We start from the raw sequence: 15061 nt of genomic DNA, 5'->3' as shown, positions 1-15061 counted from the left end.
CCCGCGGCTCAATGACCCGCCCAAGCAAGGGTTTTACCTTGCTCGAAGTGTTGGTGGTGCTGAGCCTGCTCGGCGTGCTGCTGACGATGGTCGGCGCCGCGATCACCGGGGCCAACCGCGCCATGGCCAAGGCCGAGCGTTACAGCACGCGGCTCGATGAAATACGTTCGACGCAGAATTTTCTGCGCAGCGCCATCAGCCAGGCGCTGCCCCTGGCGGCCAGCGGATCCGAGCCCGGCCAGGCGCCAGTGTTCGAGGGCGACGCCCAGGCCATGAGTTTCTATGCGCCGCTGCCCGCCACCCTGGGCGGCGGTTTGTACCGGCACAGCGTGACGCTGGCGGCCGGTCAGCGTTTGCAGATTAGCCTGGAGCGGTTGCGCGGTCAGGCCTTGCTGCCGGCCGAAGAGCCCCAGGTGTTGTTGCATGAAGTGCGCTCGCTGCAATTGAGTTACCGCGGCGTGTCGCCCACCGGTGAATCCACGGCGTGGCTGGATCACTGGCCGTGGCCAGGACGATTGCCGATCAGCGTGCGCATCAACGCGCAACTGGCCGGTCCCGTGCCGTGGCCGCTGCAGAGCATCAACCTGCGTCTGGATCTGTCCGGCGAGGCGCACACGTTATGAAAGGCCGTGGCGAAAACCAACGCGGCGTGGCGCTGCTCCTGGTGTTGTGGGTACTGGCGCTGCTCAGCACCCTCCTTGCCGGCTTGCTCGGCTCGGTACACCTGCAGAACCGCCAGGCGCTATGGCAACGCCAGCACACCCAGGCAGTACTCGCGGCGGAGGCCGGCATCGGCATGGCGGTGCTGGCTCAGCTGGACCGCGACCCGGTACGGCACTGGAAAGCCGACAACCAGCCCCACGGATTGCGTTTCGAGGACGCCGCGCTGGCGGTGAGTCTGGGCAGCGAGACAGGCAAGCTCGACCTCAACGCGGCGCCGGCTGAATCCTTCACCCGCCTGCTGGTGGCGTGCGGGGCGAATCCGGACCTGGCGCGGCAAGTGGCGCAGGGTCTGGAGCAGCGTCGCGGCGGTGGCCGGGCGCCGCTGCGGATGGTCGAGGAAGTTCGGGAACTGCAGGGCATCGGCCAGCCGCTGTACCAGTGCGCCAGCCCGCACGTGACGTTGTGGAGCGGCCTGACCACGCCCGATCCGCGCATGGCGTCGCCCTGGCTGCGGCAAGCGTTGGGTCTGCCTCAAGCGGGACCTGCCAGCGAAGACGCAGGGCCGGTCATCAGTATTCGAAGCCAGGCGACATTGCCCGGCGGTTACACCACGACGCTCAACGTCACGTTGTTATTGAACCCATCGAAGGAGGGAGCGCGACCGTATCGCGTTCTGCGTTGGCAAGAATGAAGCAATCACTTTTACAGCACCTGGCGCCCTTGCAGGCCCGGGTGCGCAGTCAGTGGCGCGACAGCCCGGCGCACCATCTGTGGCAGGCCTGGCTGAACGAGTTGCAGACGATGCTCCCGGCCGGCGTCCGCGCACGGCTGATGCCTCAGGTGCGCGAGCGGCTGATCGACTGGCCGTTGCCCGAGCACATTGCCCACGAGACCGGCGAGCGGTTGATCCTGATGCTCCCGGCCGGCATGGTGCTGGCGCAGCCGTTGCAACTGCCGCTGGCGGCGCTGCGCGATCTGCACAGCGTGGTCGGTTTCGAGCTGGACAAGTACACGCCCTACCCCCGCGAGCAGATGCAGTACGTCGCGCGTGTCACCGCCAAGGGCAAAACCCTGGCGCAAGTGCTGCTGGTGGCGGTGTTGCGCGAGCGTTTGCAGCCGATCATCGACATCTGCAAGGCACGTGGCCTGTCGCTGTATGGGGTGGACGCGCGCAACGCAAACGGCGATCGGCTGAACATTGATCTGCTGCCGACAGAACTGAAGCCCGCGGTTGCAGGCTCCGCACGCCTGCCGCGTTTCCTCGCCGTGGTCTGTGGCGCCTTGCTGCTGACCTGCATGGTGCTCTGGCTGGACGCGCGCACGGCCCAGGTGGAAGCGATGCAACAACACGTCGACGAGCAACGCAGCCAGGTGCAAGCCGTGCAGAACCTGCGCCGCGAGCTGATCAACACCCAGGGCGCCGCGCGCTATCTGGCCCAGCAAAAGGCCGCGCAGCCGACCACTTCCAGCGTGCTGGCTGACCTGACGGGTTGCCTGGGCGCCGACACCTGGGTCGAGCAGCTGGAGATTGCCGACGGCGGCAGCGTGTCGATCACCGGCCAGAGCGCCAAGGCCAGCGCGCTCATCAGCCGCATGAAAGACTGCCGCACCCTCACCGACGCGCAGTTCCAGGGGATCATTCAACCCGACGCGCAGACCGGCAAAGAGCGCTTTTCCCTGCGCGCCCAGTTGCGCAAGGAGGCTGCCGATGCGCCGTGAACTGACCCCGCGTGAACGTCGCGGCGCCGCGCTGATTGCTCTGGCCCTGGTGCTGTGGGCGGCGTGGTGGCTGCTGGTGCAGAGCTGGTTTCTTGACCCGTTGAGCGACCTGCAGGATCAGGCCGACACCCTGCGCCACCAAGAGCAACGCTACGCCGGCGCGCTCGCTCAGCGCGAGAGCCTTGAGCAGCAGTTGCAGGCGGCCCGCCGCGACCCGTCGAGCCGCAGCAGCCTGTTGCCCGGCGAAGACCCCAGCGCCGTGGCGGCCGATCTGATGCAACGCAGTCTCGATCTGGTCAAGGCCCACGCCGATCAGGGCCCCGGCTGCCAGGTCACCCAGCGCATGCCGATCACCCCCGAGCGCGACAGTGCCGAGCCGTACCGTCAGGTCAAAGTCAGCCTGACCCTGGACTGCGCCATGGAGCCGTTGGTGGGTTTGCTGCACAAACTGGAATACGGCCAGCCGTTTCTGTTCATCGACAACCTGAGCATTCGCCGCGCCACCGCGGCCCCTGCCAGTGGCGGTGCCGGACGCTTGCAGGTGCATCTGCTGTTGCGCGGTTATCTGCAGCAGGCCGCGCCGCGCAAGGCGCTGCCGTCGAAAGCGCCAGCCGCCGAGCCGCAGCCCGAAAGGCAGCAGCCCGATCCATCCGAGCAGTCCACCGAGGAGCCTGACGCATGAAGTTCGACTCTCTCACCCTCGCCCTCGGCGCGGCCACGGTTGTCCTCGCTGCTGTCGCCGTCAGCCTGAGCACCGGCGCCGGTCAGGACATTGACTGGTTGCCGGCCGGCGAAGCGCGCGAAGCCACGCCAACGGCCGGGCCTGCTGCACTGCCTGCGCTACCGGCCCAAGCCCTCACGCTGACGTGGCAGCAATCGATGTTCAGCCCGGACCGCAAGCCCGATCTGGTCACCGGCAAATCCCAGGCCTCGTCCCTGGACGGCATCAGCCTGAGCGGCGTGATCATCGATGGCGCTTCACAGTGGGTGCTGCTGCAACTGCCGCAGAAGCGCCGTCTGAAGCTGGCCGTCGGCAGCACACTGGACAACGGCTGGACCCTGGAGTCGGTCACGCCGCAGCAAGCCGTTTTCAGCCATCAGGGCCAGACCCGCGAACTGCGCCTGCCCCTGCTGCGCCTGCCGCCGCCGTCGAACGTCCCCCCTATTACCCTTCCAAACGTACCCACACCATGAACAATCGCACCCCTGAGTTTTCCCGTTTGCGCAGCCCGTTGTTGTGCCTGGCCACCGCCGTGGCCCTGGCCGGATGCGCTTCCACCCCGGAACGTTTCGAAAACGATCCGGCCCTGATGCAGGAAGCACTCAATGGCACCGGCTCGCAGCGAGGCCCGGTCAGCGACCCGGTCGAAGCGCCGAGCCCGAACAACCCCGGCGCCAAGCCTGCGCCCGCGCGCCAGCAGATCATTCGTGGCAACCAGACGTTCGTGCGCGGTGCGGGCTCGGCCCAGACCGGCGCGAGTGGAAAAGGCGCGTCGGCGGCCGCCGGCGACATCACCTTCAACTTCGCCAACCAGCCCATCGAAGCGGTGATCAACACCGTGCTCGGCGATTTGCTGCACGAGAACTACAGCATCAATCAGGGCGTGAAAGGCGACGTCAGCTTTTCGACCTCGCAACCGGTGAACAAACAGCAGGCGCTGTCGATTCTCGAAACGCTGCTGTCGTGGACCGACAACGCAATGATCCGCCAGGGCGACCGTTACGTGATCCTGCCGGCCAATCAGGCCGTTGCCGGCAAGCTGGTGCCGGAAATGCCTGTGGCGCGACCGTCCACCGGGCTGTCAGCACGGCTGTTCCCGTTGCGCTTTATCTCGGCCACCGAGATGCAGAAGCTGCTCAAACCCTTCGCCCGTGACAACGCTTTTTTGCTGGTCGATCCGGCGCGCAACGTGTTGAGCCTCGCCGGTACGCCGGATGAACTGGCCAACTATCAGGACACCATCGACACCTTCGACGTCGACTGGCTCAAGGGCATGTCCATCGCCGTCTATGGCCTGCAACGCGCCAGCGTCGGCGAGCTGATGCCCGAGCTGCAGAAGATGTTCGGCCCGGACAGCGGCATGCCGTTGGCGGGCATGGTCAAGTTTCTGCCCATCGAGCGGACCAACTCGGTGGTGGCGATTTCCTCGCAGCCACGTTACCTGAGCGAAGTCGGTGACTGGATTCACACCATCGACGAAGGTGGCGGCAACGAGCCGCAGATGTACGTCTACGACGTGCGCAACATGAAGGCCACGGACCTGGCCAAATACCTGCGGCAGATTTACGGCAACGGCCAGATCAAGGACGACAGCGCGGCCAAGGTCGCACCGGGCCTGCGCACGCGTTCGCTGTCATCGCTCAACGGCAGCGGCACCGGCAGCAGCGGCGGCCTGAGCGGCAGTGGTCAGGGCCTGAGCGGCAGCTCCTCCGGGATCGGTGGCGGCATGGGCTCGGGCATGGGTGGGGCCAATGGTGGTTTGCAGAACGGCACTCAGCAAGGTGATGAAGAGCAGGATGGCGAAACCTCCGAGGACAGCGCCGACAGCAGCAGTCAGAGCGACAGCGCGGACGCGGCTTCCAGCGGGTCTGGCGCCAGCAAGCGTCTGGACGACAGCACCCGCATCACCGCGCAGCAGAGCAGCAACCAGTTGCTGATCCGCACACGCCCGGCCCAGTGGGCCGAGATCGAATCCGCCATCAAGCGGCTGGACAACGCGCCGATGCAGGTGCAGATCGAGACGCGGATTCTTGAAGTGAATCTGACCGGTGAGCTGGACCTTGGCGTGCAGTGGTACCTCGGCCGTCTGGCCGGCAATTCCACCAGCACCACCGTGGCGAACACCGCCGGCAGTCAGGGCGCACTGGGTGGTGGCGGCGCCGGCCTTGGCGCCAACGATTCGCTGTTTTATTCCTTCGTCAGCAATAACCTGCAGATCGCCCTTCACGCCCTGGAAACCAGCGGCCGCACGCAGGTGCTGTCGGCGCCGTCGCTGGTAGTGATGAACAACCAGCAGGCGCAGATCCAGGTCGGCGACAACATCCCGATCAGCCAGACCACGGTCAACACCTCGACCACCACCGCCACCCTCAGCAGCGTTGAATACGTGCAGACCGGGGTCATCCTCGACGTCGTGCCGCGCATCAATCCGGGCGGCCTGGTGTACATGGACATTCAGCAGCAGGTCAGCGATGCCAACGACACGACCACTGACGCCAACGGCAACCCGCGGATCTCGACGCGGTCGGTGTCCACCCAGGTCGCGGTGCAGAGCGGGCAGACGGTGTTGCTCGGCGGCCTGATCAAACAGGACAACGCTGAAACCGTGGCCGCCGTGCCTTACCTGGGCGCCATCCCCGGCCTGCGCTGGCTGTTCGGCAACACCAGCAAGAGCAAGAAACGCACCGAGCTGGTCGTGCTCATCACCCCACGGGTCATCACCAGCAACAGCCAGGCGCGGCAGGTGACCGATGATTATCGGCAGCAGTTGCAGTTGATCAAGCCGACGCCGCCGATGAGTACCCGGTAAGTCCAGTACCTGTTGATCGTTCCCACGCTCCGCGTGGGAATGCCGCCCCGGACGCTCCGCGTCCCTTCGCTGTAGGCTGGTTAAGGTCAGGGGCGGGATGACGCGGAGCGTCATGGTAGGCATACCCACGCAGAGCGTGGGCACGATCAACCGAAGTCATTGCGCGCTTGGCAATCCGCAGCTCCGTGGTAAAACAGATTTTTCCAACGACCCCCGTCACGACCTTAAAGGACCAAGGCCCATGCCGTTCGATCTCCATCACCTTCTGCTGGTGTACACCGCCTACATCGTCGGCGCGGCGAGTCCGGGGCCGAGCAACATGCGCATCATGGGCGTGGCCATGCACCGGGGCCGACGCCCGGCGCTGATGCTGGCGGCAGGCGTGGTCAGCGGGTCGTTTTTCTGGGGTTCGATGGCGGCCACCGGTGTTTCCGCCGTGCTGACGCAATACGCCCAGGCGCTCACCCTGCTGAAGATCCTCGGGGGCGCCTACCTGCTGTTTCTCGCGTTCGAAGCGGCCCGCTCCGCGCTGAGATCCACTGAAAAGGTCGAGCGCGAGATCGCTAATGCACCGGTCCTCTCAGGCTCGCGCCTCTACCAGCGTGGCCTGCTCATGCACCTCACCAACCCCAAGGCGCTGCTGGGCTGGGTGGCGACGATGACGCTGGGGTTGGGAGCAGAAGCGACGCCGCAAACCGTCGCAATCATCCTCGCCGGTTGCGCGGTGCTCAGCGTCACCATCTTCTGTGGCTACGCCATTGTCTTTTCGACCGCGCCGATGATCCGCGCCTACCGCAGGGCGCGGCGCTGGATCGAAGGCACCCTCGCGCTGGTTTACGCCACGGCCGGCCTCAAATTGCTTTACTCGCGCACGTGAAACTCTGAGCCGCCCGCGCACACCAAGACAGTACCCAACCCTTGCGGGTGTGAGCCCCAGAGAGAGCACGCAATTGGACAGCAACGACGGTTTGCATTTTCACGACGACGAACTGGCGCAGGCGCGGCGGTTCAACAAGAAGCTGGCCTGGCTGCCGCGGTTTCGTATCCGCAACCGCATCACTCCGCTTTTGATTCAGTCGCTGTTGCGCGTCGGCCAGTTGAATGGCGCGGCCAAGCTGGCCCGCCATGGCCTGCACGCCGAAAGCACCACGGCGAGTGTCGGCGGTCATCGCGTGCCAGTGCGGATTATCCGGCCCAAGGGCAAGGCCAAAGGCGTGGTGCTGGACATTCACGGCGGCGGCTGGGTGATCGGCAATCCGCAGATGAATGACGACCTCAACATGGGGATGGTGCGAGCGTGCGATGTGGCCGTGGTCTCGGTCGATTACCGGCTCGCCGTTTCTACGCCGGTGGAAGGGCTGATGGAGGATTGTCTGGTGGCTGCACGCTGGCTGCTGGGTGACGGTTGCCCGGAGTTCGCGGGACTGCCGGTGATCGTCGTCGGGGAATCGGCGGGCGGGCATCTGGCGGCGGCGACCCTGCTGCAGCTCAAGGCCTGGCCCGAGCTGCTCAAGCGCGTGTGCGGCGCCCTGCTTTATTACGGCGTTTACGACCTGACCGGTACGCCGAGCGTGCGCACGGCAGGCCCCGACACGCTGGTGCTGGACGGCCCGGGGATGGTGGACGCCCTGCGCCTTCTGACGCCCGGTATCAGCGATGCCTTGCGTCAGGCACCGCCGCTGTCGCCGCTGTATGGCGATTTCACAGGCTTTCCGCCGGCGCTGATGTGGGTCGGCGAGCTGGACCCGCTGCGCGATGACAGCCTGCTATTGGCGGATCGCTGGGCAAAAACCGCCGGCGTCGAAGTGCACCTGTTGCCCGAGGCGCCCCACGGCTTCATCCATTTCCCCACCATGATGGCCGACCGCGTGCTGGAACACAGCCGCGCCTGGATTCGTCAGCGCATCCAGTCCACTGCGGGTTGATCGCTTTGGTTTTAGTGGGACCGGCTTTAGCCGGGAAGGCGTCTGCAGCCACACTGCAAAATTGGTGGCGTGCACACCGGCCTCTTCCCGGCTAAAGCCGGTCCTACTAAGCAATCGCGTGCATTCAGTGGAATCTGGCCGTGACGCAGACCTGTAGGACTGGCTTTAGCCGGGAAGGCGTCGGCAGCCACACTGCAAAATTGGTGACGTGCACACCGGCCTCTTCCCGGCTAAAGCCGGTCCCACTAAAAAGCATCGCGTGCAGCCATTGAATGATCGTCCCCACGCTCCGCGTGGGGATGCCACCCGGCACGCTCCGCGTCCATCGCTTTGACGCGGAGCGTCGGAGGATGCATTACCACGCGGAGCGTGGGAACGATCAGCGTGAACATACCGGCCTCTTCCCGGCTAAAGCCGGTCCCACTAAAAAGCATCGCGTGCAGCCATTAAGATTCCCGGTGATGCCGGTCCCACTAAAAGCAAACCGATCGAACCCCTCGCGTTGTCTCGGGTCTGCTGATCTATTGCTTAACCGGAGAACACTCGATGTCCCCGCATCACACCCTTGTCCTGCTCGCCCGATCGGGTTACGCCGCTCGTGGCGTTCTGTACCTGATCATCGGCATTTTCGCCCTGCTCGCCGCCCGCGATTCATCACGCCCCAAAGACAGTCACAGCAGCCTCGAAGCCCTGTTCAGCCAGCCCTTCGGCAACATTCTGGTCGGGCTGGTGGTTGCGGGCCTGCTCGCGTTCGCTGCCTGGCGCGTGTTGCAAGCGACGCGCGACGTCGACCATCACGGCACTGAACTCAAGGGCCTGGTCATCCGCGGCGGGTTGCTGGCGGGCGGGCTGGTCAACGGTGCGCTGGCGTTCTTTGCCCTGGGCCTGCTGATCGACGGCCTGCGCAGCTCAGGCGGCTCCGGCGGCGGTCAGACCGAAGATCTGCTCGCTTACCTGCTCTCGTGGAAATACTCGAATCTGGTGGTCTACCTCGTCGCGCTGGTGCCGCTGGGCGTCGGCATCGCGCACCTGTTCAAAGGCTGGAAAGCCTCGTTCGAAAAGTATTTTGAGGCCGACGAAGACGTGATGAGGTACGTGACCCCGGTGTCACGCTTCGGCCTGATCGCCCGTGGCGTGGCGTTCATCGAAATGGGTGTGCTGCTGGCCATCAGCGGTTCGAGCTATCAGGCGATGCACCCGCCGGGCCTTAAAGACGCGCTCAATGCGCTGCAAAATCTGCCGGCCGGCGGCGTGGTGTTGATGGTCATGGCGTTGGGTCTGATCGCGTTTTCGGTGTACAGCTTTGCCGAAGCCGCCTGGCGTCGGATCAACATGGACGTGCCCGGTGTGGGACAGCGCTGAGCCCCAGATTCACCTATTCCTGTTCCGTAGGTTGCTGACGAATCGGCAGTTGAACGCGAAAGGTGGTACCCACGCCGACCGTGCTCTTCACGCTGATCGTGCCGCGGTGTTTCTGGACGATGCCGTAGGACAGCGACAGGCCAAGTCCGGTGCCTTTGCCAACCGGCTTGGTGGTGAAAAACGGGTCGAAGATCTTCTGCATCACCTCCGGGGTGATGCCCGCGCCGGTGTCACTGATCTCAAGCCACACATGCTCCCCTGCCACTCCATTGCGCAGGGTGATCGTGCCCCGCTGCGGACCTATCGCCTGCGCAGCGTTGACCATCAGATTCATGATGACCTGATTGAGTTGCGCCGGCAGGCATTCGATCTCGGGCAACGGCTGGAACTCCTTGATGACGTCGGCCTTGTACTTCACTTCATTGGCGACGATGTTCAATGTCGAATCGATGCCACGTTGCAAACTTGCCCATTGCCATTGAGGACTGACATCGACCCGCGAAAACTCCTTCAGATCCTTGACGATCTGCGCGGCGCGGCCCACCCCGTCGCGTGACTCCTGGATCATCAAGGGTATTTCTTCCTCGATGAACGGCAGGTCGAGGCGCTCCTTCAGAGCGCGAAGTTCCTCGATGATCTGCGGCGAAACGATCTGGCTCTCGGCCGCTTTGTAGGCCTCCAGCACTTCCTGAAACGTGCGGAAATACTGCGCCAGCGTGCCCAGGTTCGAAGAAATGAAGCCGATGGGGTTGTTGATCTCGTGGGCGATGCCAGCGGCCATCTGGCCCAGCGATACGAGCTTTTCCGATTGCACCAGTTGCCCTTCGAGCAGCTTGCGTTCATCGATCTCAAGCTGCAGCGCCTGGCTGGCCTGTTTGAACTCCTCGGTACGGCGCTCGACGCGAGTTTCCAGCTCGTGCATCTTCAGTTGGGCGCGGTCGGTCATTTCCCACTTGCTGGTCAGGGCGCTGGCCAGTTGCATCACCTCAATGTTGTCGAACGGCTTTTTCAGGATCAGCAAGCGGTCGCGACCGTCCAGCCGCGCCAGCAGGTCGCCCCATGAATGGTCGGTGAAGGCGGTACAAATGACCACTTGCAGCCGCGGGTCCGCCTGCCACAGATACTCGATGGTTTCAACACCGTCCCAGCCTTGGGGCATACGCATATCGACGAACGCCATGGCGAAGGGCCGTGCTTCAACCAGCCCTTGCTGGAGGTGCTCCAGCCCCTGCTGGCCGCTGTACGCGGAGCACAGCTCAAAAGGCAAGCACTCGGGCGCGGCTTGCGTGCCGAACAACGCGGCTTCGAACAGCTCCAGATCGGGGTTCGTCGCCTCCGCCGGAATGAGGATTTTGCGAAAGTCTTCGTGTATGGACGGGGTGTCGTCGATCAGCAGAATTCGCCGATTGCTCACATTCATGCGTCACCTGCCTCGGTTATCAGCGGAATTTCCAGCGTAAAGGTCGCACCCTGCCCGGTGCCGTCACTGTGTGCGGTCAGCCGGCCTTTCATTTCCACAGCCGCCAGCGCGCAACTGTGAAGCCCGAAACCATGGCCTTCCTTGCGCGTGGTGAAGCCGTGAGTAAACAAACGCGCCATGTTCTCGCGCGTAATTCCTTCACCATCGTCCTTCACGGTGATCTGCAACAGCGCCTGGTCGACGATCCTGATGCCCAGCGTCAGGGCTCGTACCTTGTCGCTGGTGCCGGTCATGGCAAAGCGCGCATTGCTGATCAGGTTGACCATGATCAGCAAGAGACGGTGCTTGTCGGCGATGATTTCCGGGACGTTCCCGAACTCGCGACGGATATCGACCTGCTGTCGGTTCAGCGCCCCTGAATTAATGCGCAAGGCATCCTCCATCAGGTCCACAACCTGCACCGGCTCGACCAGGTTGGCCACGCCCGCGTAGGACTGCTGAGTGGCGACGATCTCTTTGATGTGATCGACGCTGGCGCTGAGATGGCGCAGTTCCTCGACAATGACCTGCCTTTCAGTGGCCAGCGCTTCGACCAACTGATTCAGGTAGCCGGGCAGCATCTGGCCTTTGGCATCATTGCTCAAAAAGTGCCCCAGATCCTCGGTATGCGCGTTCATCAGGTGCATGGCCTTTTCCAGCCCGGCACTTTTGCTGTTGCGCACCTGGCGCGTCACCATTTCCGCAGAAACGTTGACGCTGTTGAGGATGTTGCCGACGTTGTGCAGCACGTTGGTGGCGATTTCCGCCATGCCGGACTGGCGCGCGGCATCAAGCAATTCTGCCTGCGTGTCCTTGAGTTCCCGGGTGCGTGCCTCGACACGGTGTTCCAATCCTTCGTTAGACGCTTGCAGGTCTTCGTTGACGCGATTGATCACCTGATAGCTGTGCAACAGCCGCTTGCCCAGGAACACCAGCAAGCCCAAGGCAATGATCGAAAATACCTGCAGGTAGGTGTGGTAGTGCTGGTCAACGGTTTCAGCGCGCTGCTGGTCCTGATCGAGGAGAGCGTTGATCTGATCCAGTTGCTCAGCCACCGGCAGCGCGGTGATGCGCGCCAGCAAATCATTGACCTTAGGTTGCTCGCGCAGGATCAGGGACACGTGTCTGCTCAGATTTTCCAGCGCAGGTCCAAAGCTCGCCGGCAATACCGTCTGGTTGATCCCCAACTGATTGAGCCCCAGCAGCAACTCGGCAGCCTTGCTGTCGGAGGTGGTCTGGGAAAACTCCAGGCAGCTGAGCAACACGTCATAGGTGTCGGTGGCGATGTTTTGCAACCTTAGCTGTTCATCGGGATTCAGCTGGGCGAACTGCTTGTGGATGTCATCTTCGGCGGTCGCCAGGAACGTCAGGGAATTGCGCAACACGGCGTTGCGGGATTTGAACTGTTCGACGAGCCGTGCCTTTTCGTTAATCGACTCAACCAGGCCGTCGCGATCGACCTGCCAGCGTTGCGCGTTCAGGCCCTGCGGTTTGCCCAGGACTGCGGAGAGCTGGCGCCATAGGCGCTGGATCTCGGTCAACGGAGAGACCAGCCGGTCATAGTCGTGGGTCAGCGCAATCCGGCTCTTGAGAATCTCCAACTCCCACTGCGCGTTGAGCTGTTTGATCTGCCTCACCAGGTCTTTGGACTGGGTGTAGGACTCGGATTTTTCCGTCTGCGATCGCGCATACAGATAGGTCAGACCCAGCAGCAGGGCCAGGGCAAGCCCGGCCAGGACGAGCTGGCTCACCACGATTGAAGAGCGCCTCACAGCGGCTTGCCCTGCCATTGGCCCGTCAGTGTCTTGAGAAACAGCACGATCAGGCGCTTGTCCTCCTCGCTCGGCAGGCGTCCCAACTGGTACTTGAACATCACGTCCACGGCGTCGGCCAGCGTCGCGGCCGATGCGTCATGAAAATACGGCGCGGTGACGGCGACGTTACGCAGACTTGGCACCTTGAACACGTAGCGATCATCCTCGTCACCGGTCACTCGATAACGCCCGAGGTCGGCCTCGGTCACATAGCCTCGCGCTGCGAAATAGTCGCCCATTACGCCGAACTTCTGAAACATGTTGCCGCCGATGTTGACACCCTGATGGCAGGCAACGCAGCCGTACTCCTTGAAGCGCTGGTAGCCATATTTTTCATCAGTGGTGAGAATACTGGTGTCGCCCCGCAGGTATTGATCGAAGCGCGAATCGGGGGTCAGCAGCGTGCGTTCGTAGCTGGCCAGCGCGTTCTGTGCATTTGCCGCACTGACCCCGTCGGCGTAGGCCGCCTTGAAATCAGCCTGGTAAACAGAGTCGTTGCCCAGCGTCACGATCACGGCACGCCAGTCGTTGCCCATTTCCCGCGGGCTCTGCACCACGGCTTCGATCTGCTGCTCAAGCGTGTCGGCGCGGCCATCCCAGAATTGCTTGGCATTTAGACTTGCATTGAAAACCGAGGGCGTATTCACCGGCTCCAGCTGGCCACTGGCAGTCATGGAAAACGGCCGGTCATCGGCGCCGCCCGTCGCCAGCCGGTGACAGCTGGCGCACGACACACTGGCATTGACCGACAGGCGTACGTCGTTGAAAAGCTTGCGGCCAAGTTCGACTTTCGCCGGATCCTGAACCGGCGGCAGGGGCAATGGCGTCAGCGGCTCATCAAGCGGTTGCGAACGCGCGCCGCCCGCTGCGAGCATCAGACAGATTACGAGCAACGTAGCGGATCCTTGAAAGACCATCCTTTATCCACGCCTCTTCACGATGCACATCCATGGCGATTGCCTTTTACTTATGCCTCGTTGTCGGCGTGACAGAGCTGAAGTTTAGGCGCGGATTTATATTCCCCAAAAATGCCAGGGGTTGGCACATTTCGTCTAACCTTGCGGCATTCTGCGGTCCAGGGAAATCATGGTTTCGGTAGCGAGGTGAGGTCAGTCATGGAAGAGTCAGCAAGCGGCTCGTTGCAACAACGCCCCACCGTGCTGTTGGTGGACGATGAAGAACCGATATTGAACAGCCTGCGACGCTTGCTTCGCGGGCAACCCTACGATGTGCTGCTGGCGACCAGTGGCGAGCAGGCCCTGGCAATCATGGCCGAACGAAACATCGACCTGATCATGAGTGATGCGCGCATGCCCAACATGGACGGCGCAACGCTGCTGGCCCGGGTCTACAGCCTGTATCCGGATACCACGCGGATCCTGCTGACCGGTTTTGCCGATCTGGAGACGATCGTGAAGGCGATCAACGAAGGCCAGATCCATCGTTACATCGCCAAACCCTGGACGGACGAAGAACTGGTGCTGACCTTGCGCCAGTCCCTCGCGTTTCAGTTTTCCGAACGTGAGAGACAACGCCTCGAACAGCTGACGCAGCGCCAGAACGATGAGCTGAAAAGCCTCAATGCCACCCTCGAAAAGCGCGTGCTGGCGCGCACCGCTGAACTGCAGCAGACCGCTGACATGCTTGACCTCGCCTACGAGGAGCTCAAGCACAGCTATGCCACCGGCACCGAGGTGTTTTCATTGCTGGTGAACCAGCGCCTGCCGCCGGACAAGCAGACCAACAGGAGGGTCATCGACCTGATCAATGTCTGCGGCGACCAGTTCGGGCTCGATGAAGCCACCCGTCGCGACCTGTCCATGGCCGCGGCGCTGTACAACATTGGCAAGCTGGGCTGGAGTGACGTGCTGATCAACACCCCGGCGGACATGGTGACCCACGCCGACAAGGAGACTTATCGCAGCTATCCGCGCCAGAGCGAGTCGCTGCTGATGACCCTGGAACCGATGCAGGACGCGACCAAGCTCATCCTCCATCATCAGGAACGTTGGGATGGCAGCGGATTTCCCGCGCACCTCAAGGGCGAGGCGATCCCCTTCGGTGCTCGCCTGCTGAAGCTGGCCGTGGACTTCATCGAGCTGCAGGGCGGGCTGATCCTGGAGCGGCACATGAGCAGCGATGAAGCGCTGCTGTTCATTCGCAAATATTCCGGAAAGCTTTACGACCCGAGCCTGACCGACGGTTTCGCCGCAGCCTGCGCGGCCTACCTCAACGACGCAGTGCTCAACGACCCGCGGGTCAAGGCAGTCACCACTCGCGATCTGGTGCCAGGCATGACACTGGTACGCAACCTGAATGCCGAAAACGGCATGTTGCTGCTCAATGCGGGCAAGGTGATCAACGCGGCCCTGATCGACAAGCTGGTTGCGTTCGAGGCCATGGAGAACAAGGGCAAATACCACATCTTCGTGCGCTTGCCTGATGAAGCGACAGCACTGGACACCGCAAAGTCCCACTAGGGACCCGCCAAGGCCGAGCGAGCCCATCCGGACAGCGAGAATCCGGTTGGGCGGCTTCATGTTCAGCTCTGATTAAGTATCCGGGCGCTACGTTAAGGCCACAGCCATG

The 15061-nt window shown here is 63.0% G+C and carries 12 protein-coding genes and 1 pseudogene; 10 read left to right on the top strand and 3 right to left on the bottom strand.

Annotation, left to right across the window (positions count from 1 at the left end):
- Positions 1 to 11 precede the first annotated feature (11 nt).
- From L4G42_RS04110 to L4G42_RS04070, 9 genes and pseudogenes are all read left to right on the top strand, one after another.
- Positions 12 to 623, top strand: a complete 612-nt coding sequence (locus L4G42_RS04110) for a prepilin-type N-terminal cleavage/methylation domain-containing protein (protein ID WP_237252720.1) — start codon at positions 12 to 14, stop codon at positions 621 to 623.
- Complete coding sequence (locus tag L4G42_RS04105) at positions 620 to 1354, top strand: type II secretion system protein GspK (protein ID WP_237260579.1); 735 nt, start codon at positions 620 to 622, stop codon at positions 1352 to 1354. Before L4G42_RS04110 ends, L4G42_RS04105 begins: the two co-directional genes overlap by 4 nt.
- Positions 1351 to 2382: a PilN domain-containing protein gene (locus L4G42_RS04100; RefSeq protein ID WP_237252628.1), complete on the top strand. Its 1032-nt coding sequence runs from the start codon at positions 1351 to 1353 to the stop codon at positions 2380 to 2382. The genes L4G42_RS04105 and L4G42_RS04100 overlap by 4 nt, the downstream gene beginning before the upstream one ends.
- Positions 2372 to 2962 (top strand): annotated as a pseudogene (gene gspM, locus L4G42_RS04095) (type II secretion system protein GspM); the annotation flags it as partial. The gene L4G42_RS04100 and the pseudogene gspM, both read left to right, overlap by 11 nt.
- Positions 2963 to 3060: 98 nt before the next feature.
- Positions 3061 to 3576: a general secretion pathway protein GspN gene (locus tag L4G42_RS04090; RefSeq protein ID WP_237252626.1), complete on the top strand. Its 516-nt coding sequence runs from the start codon at positions 3061 to 3063 to the stop codon at positions 3574 to 3576.
- Positions 3573 to 5912 carry a type II secretion system secretin GspD gene (gspD, locus tag L4G42_RS04085; RefSeq protein ID WP_237252624.1) on the top strand — a complete coding sequence of 780 codons (2340 nt, stop codon included), beginning with the start codon at positions 3573 to 3575 and terminating at the stop codon, positions 5910 to 5912. The genes L4G42_RS04090 and gspD overlap by 4 nt, the downstream gene beginning before the upstream one ends.
- Before the next feature lie 241 nt (positions 5913 to 6153).
- Positions 6154 to 6789 (top strand): LysE family translocator, encoded by a 636-nt coding sequence (locus tag L4G42_RS04080; RefSeq protein ID WP_237252622.1) that lies wholly within the window; start codon positions 6154 to 6156, stop codon positions 6787 to 6789.
- A gap of 73 nt (positions 6790 to 6862) precedes the next feature.
- Positions 6863 to 7837 carry an alpha/beta hydrolase gene (locus L4G42_RS04075; protein WP_237252621.1) on the top strand — a complete coding sequence of 325 codons (975 nt, stop codon included), beginning with the start codon at positions 6863 to 6865 and terminating at the stop codon, positions 7835 to 7837.
- 546 nt (positions 7838 to 8383) lie between these two features.
- A complete protein-coding gene (locus L4G42_RS04070; protein WP_237252619.1) occupies positions 8384 to 9199 on the top strand; it encodes a DUF1206 domain-containing protein in 816 nt (271 codons plus the stop codon).
- A gap of 13 nt (positions 9200 to 9212) precedes the next feature.
- Here the strand turns inward: L4G42_RS04070 and L4G42_RS04065 are convergent, their stop codons facing one another.
- Genes L4G42_RS04065 through L4G42_RS04055 form a run of 3 tightly spaced genes read right to left on the bottom strand, consistent with a single transcriptional unit; the run spans position 9213 to position 13347 of the window.
- Positions 9213 to 10619, bottom strand: coding sequence for an ATP-binding protein (locus tag L4G42_RS04065; RefSeq protein WP_237252618.1), 1407 nt, complete (start codon positions 10617 to 10619; stop codon positions 9213 to 9215).
- Positions 10616 to 12448, bottom strand: a complete 1833-nt coding sequence (locus tag L4G42_RS04060) for a DAHL domain-containing protein (protein ID WP_237252616.1) — start codon at positions 12446 to 12448, stop codon at positions 10616 to 10618. Before L4G42_RS04060 ends, L4G42_RS04065 begins: the two co-directional genes overlap by 4 nt.
- A complete protein-coding gene (locus L4G42_RS04055) occupies positions 12427 to 13347 on the bottom strand; it encodes a cytochrome-c peroxidase (RefSeq protein WP_237252718.1) in 921 nt (306 codons plus the stop codon). Before L4G42_RS04055 ends, L4G42_RS04060 begins: the two co-directional genes overlap by 22 nt.
- 240 nt (positions 13348 to 13587) lie before the next feature.
- On the opposite strand from L4G42_RS04055, the gene nosR reads away from it, so the two are divergent.
- Positions 13588 to 14952: a response regulator c-di-GMP phosphodiesterase, NosR family gene (gene nosR / locus L4G42_RS04050; protein WP_237252614.1), complete on the top strand. Its 1365-nt coding sequence runs from the start codon at positions 13588 to 13590 to the stop codon at positions 14950 to 14952.
- The last annotated feature ends 109 nt before the right edge of the window (positions 14953 to 15061 follow it).

Origin of the sequence: Pseudomonas petrae (assembly GCF_021728295.1) — a bacterium.
Taxonomy (GTDB): domain Bacteria; phylum Pseudomonadota; class Gammaproteobacteria; order Pseudomonadales; family Pseudomonadaceae; genus Aquipseudomonas; species Aquipseudomonas petrae.
The sequence above is the reverse complement of the archived record's forward strand: the minus strand, read 5'-3'. Positions and strand labels throughout refer to the sequence as shown.

What these genes read in the sequence shown, in the direction of transcription:
- L4G42_RS04080 (WP_237252622.1), top strand. Translation starts at nt 6,154, where the DNA reads ATGCCGTTCGATCTCCATCACCTTCTGCTGGTGTACACCGCCTACATC.
- gspD (WP_237252624.1), top strand. Translation starts at nt 3,573, where the DNA reads ATGAACAATCGCACCCCTGAGTTTTCCCGTTTGCGCAGCCCGTTGTTG.
- nosR (WP_237252614.1), top strand. Translation starts at nt 13,588, where the DNA reads ATGGAAGAGTCAGCAAGCGGCTCGTTGCAACAACGCCCCACCGTGCTG.
- L4G42_RS04105 (WP_237260579.1), top strand. Translation starts at nt 620, where the DNA reads ATGAAAGGCCGTGGCGAAAACCAACGCGGCGTGGCGCTGCTCCTGGTG.
- L4G42_RS04070 (WP_237252619.1), top strand. Translation starts at nt 8,384, where the DNA reads ATGTCCCCGCATCACACCCTTGTCCTGCTCGCCCGATCGGGTTACGCC.
- L4G42_RS04055 (WP_237252718.1), bottom strand. Translation starts at nt 13,347, where the DNA reads ATGCTCGCAGCGGGCGGCGCGCGTTCGCAACCGCTTGATGAGCCGCTG.
- L4G42_RS04110 (WP_237252720.1), top strand. Translation starts at nt 12, where the DNA reads ATGACCCGCCCAAGCAAGGGTTTTACCTTGCTCGAAGTGTTGGTGGTG.
- L4G42_RS04060 (WP_237252616.1), bottom strand. Translation starts at nt 12,448, where the DNA reads ATGGCAGGGCAAGCCGCTGTGAGGCGCTCTTCAATCGTGGTGAGCCAG.
- L4G42_RS04100 (WP_237252628.1), top strand. Translation starts at nt 1,351, where the DNA reads ATGAAGCAATCACTTTTACAGCACCTGGCGCCCTTGCAGGCCCGGGTG.
- L4G42_RS04065 (WP_237252618.1), bottom strand. Translation starts at nt 10,619, where the DNA reads ATGAATGTGAGCAATCGGCGAATTCTGCTGATCGACGACACCCCGTCC.
- L4G42_RS04090 (WP_237252626.1), top strand. Translation starts at nt 3,061, where the DNA reads ATGAAGTTCGACTCTCTCACCCTCGCCCTCGGCGCGGCCACGGTTGTC.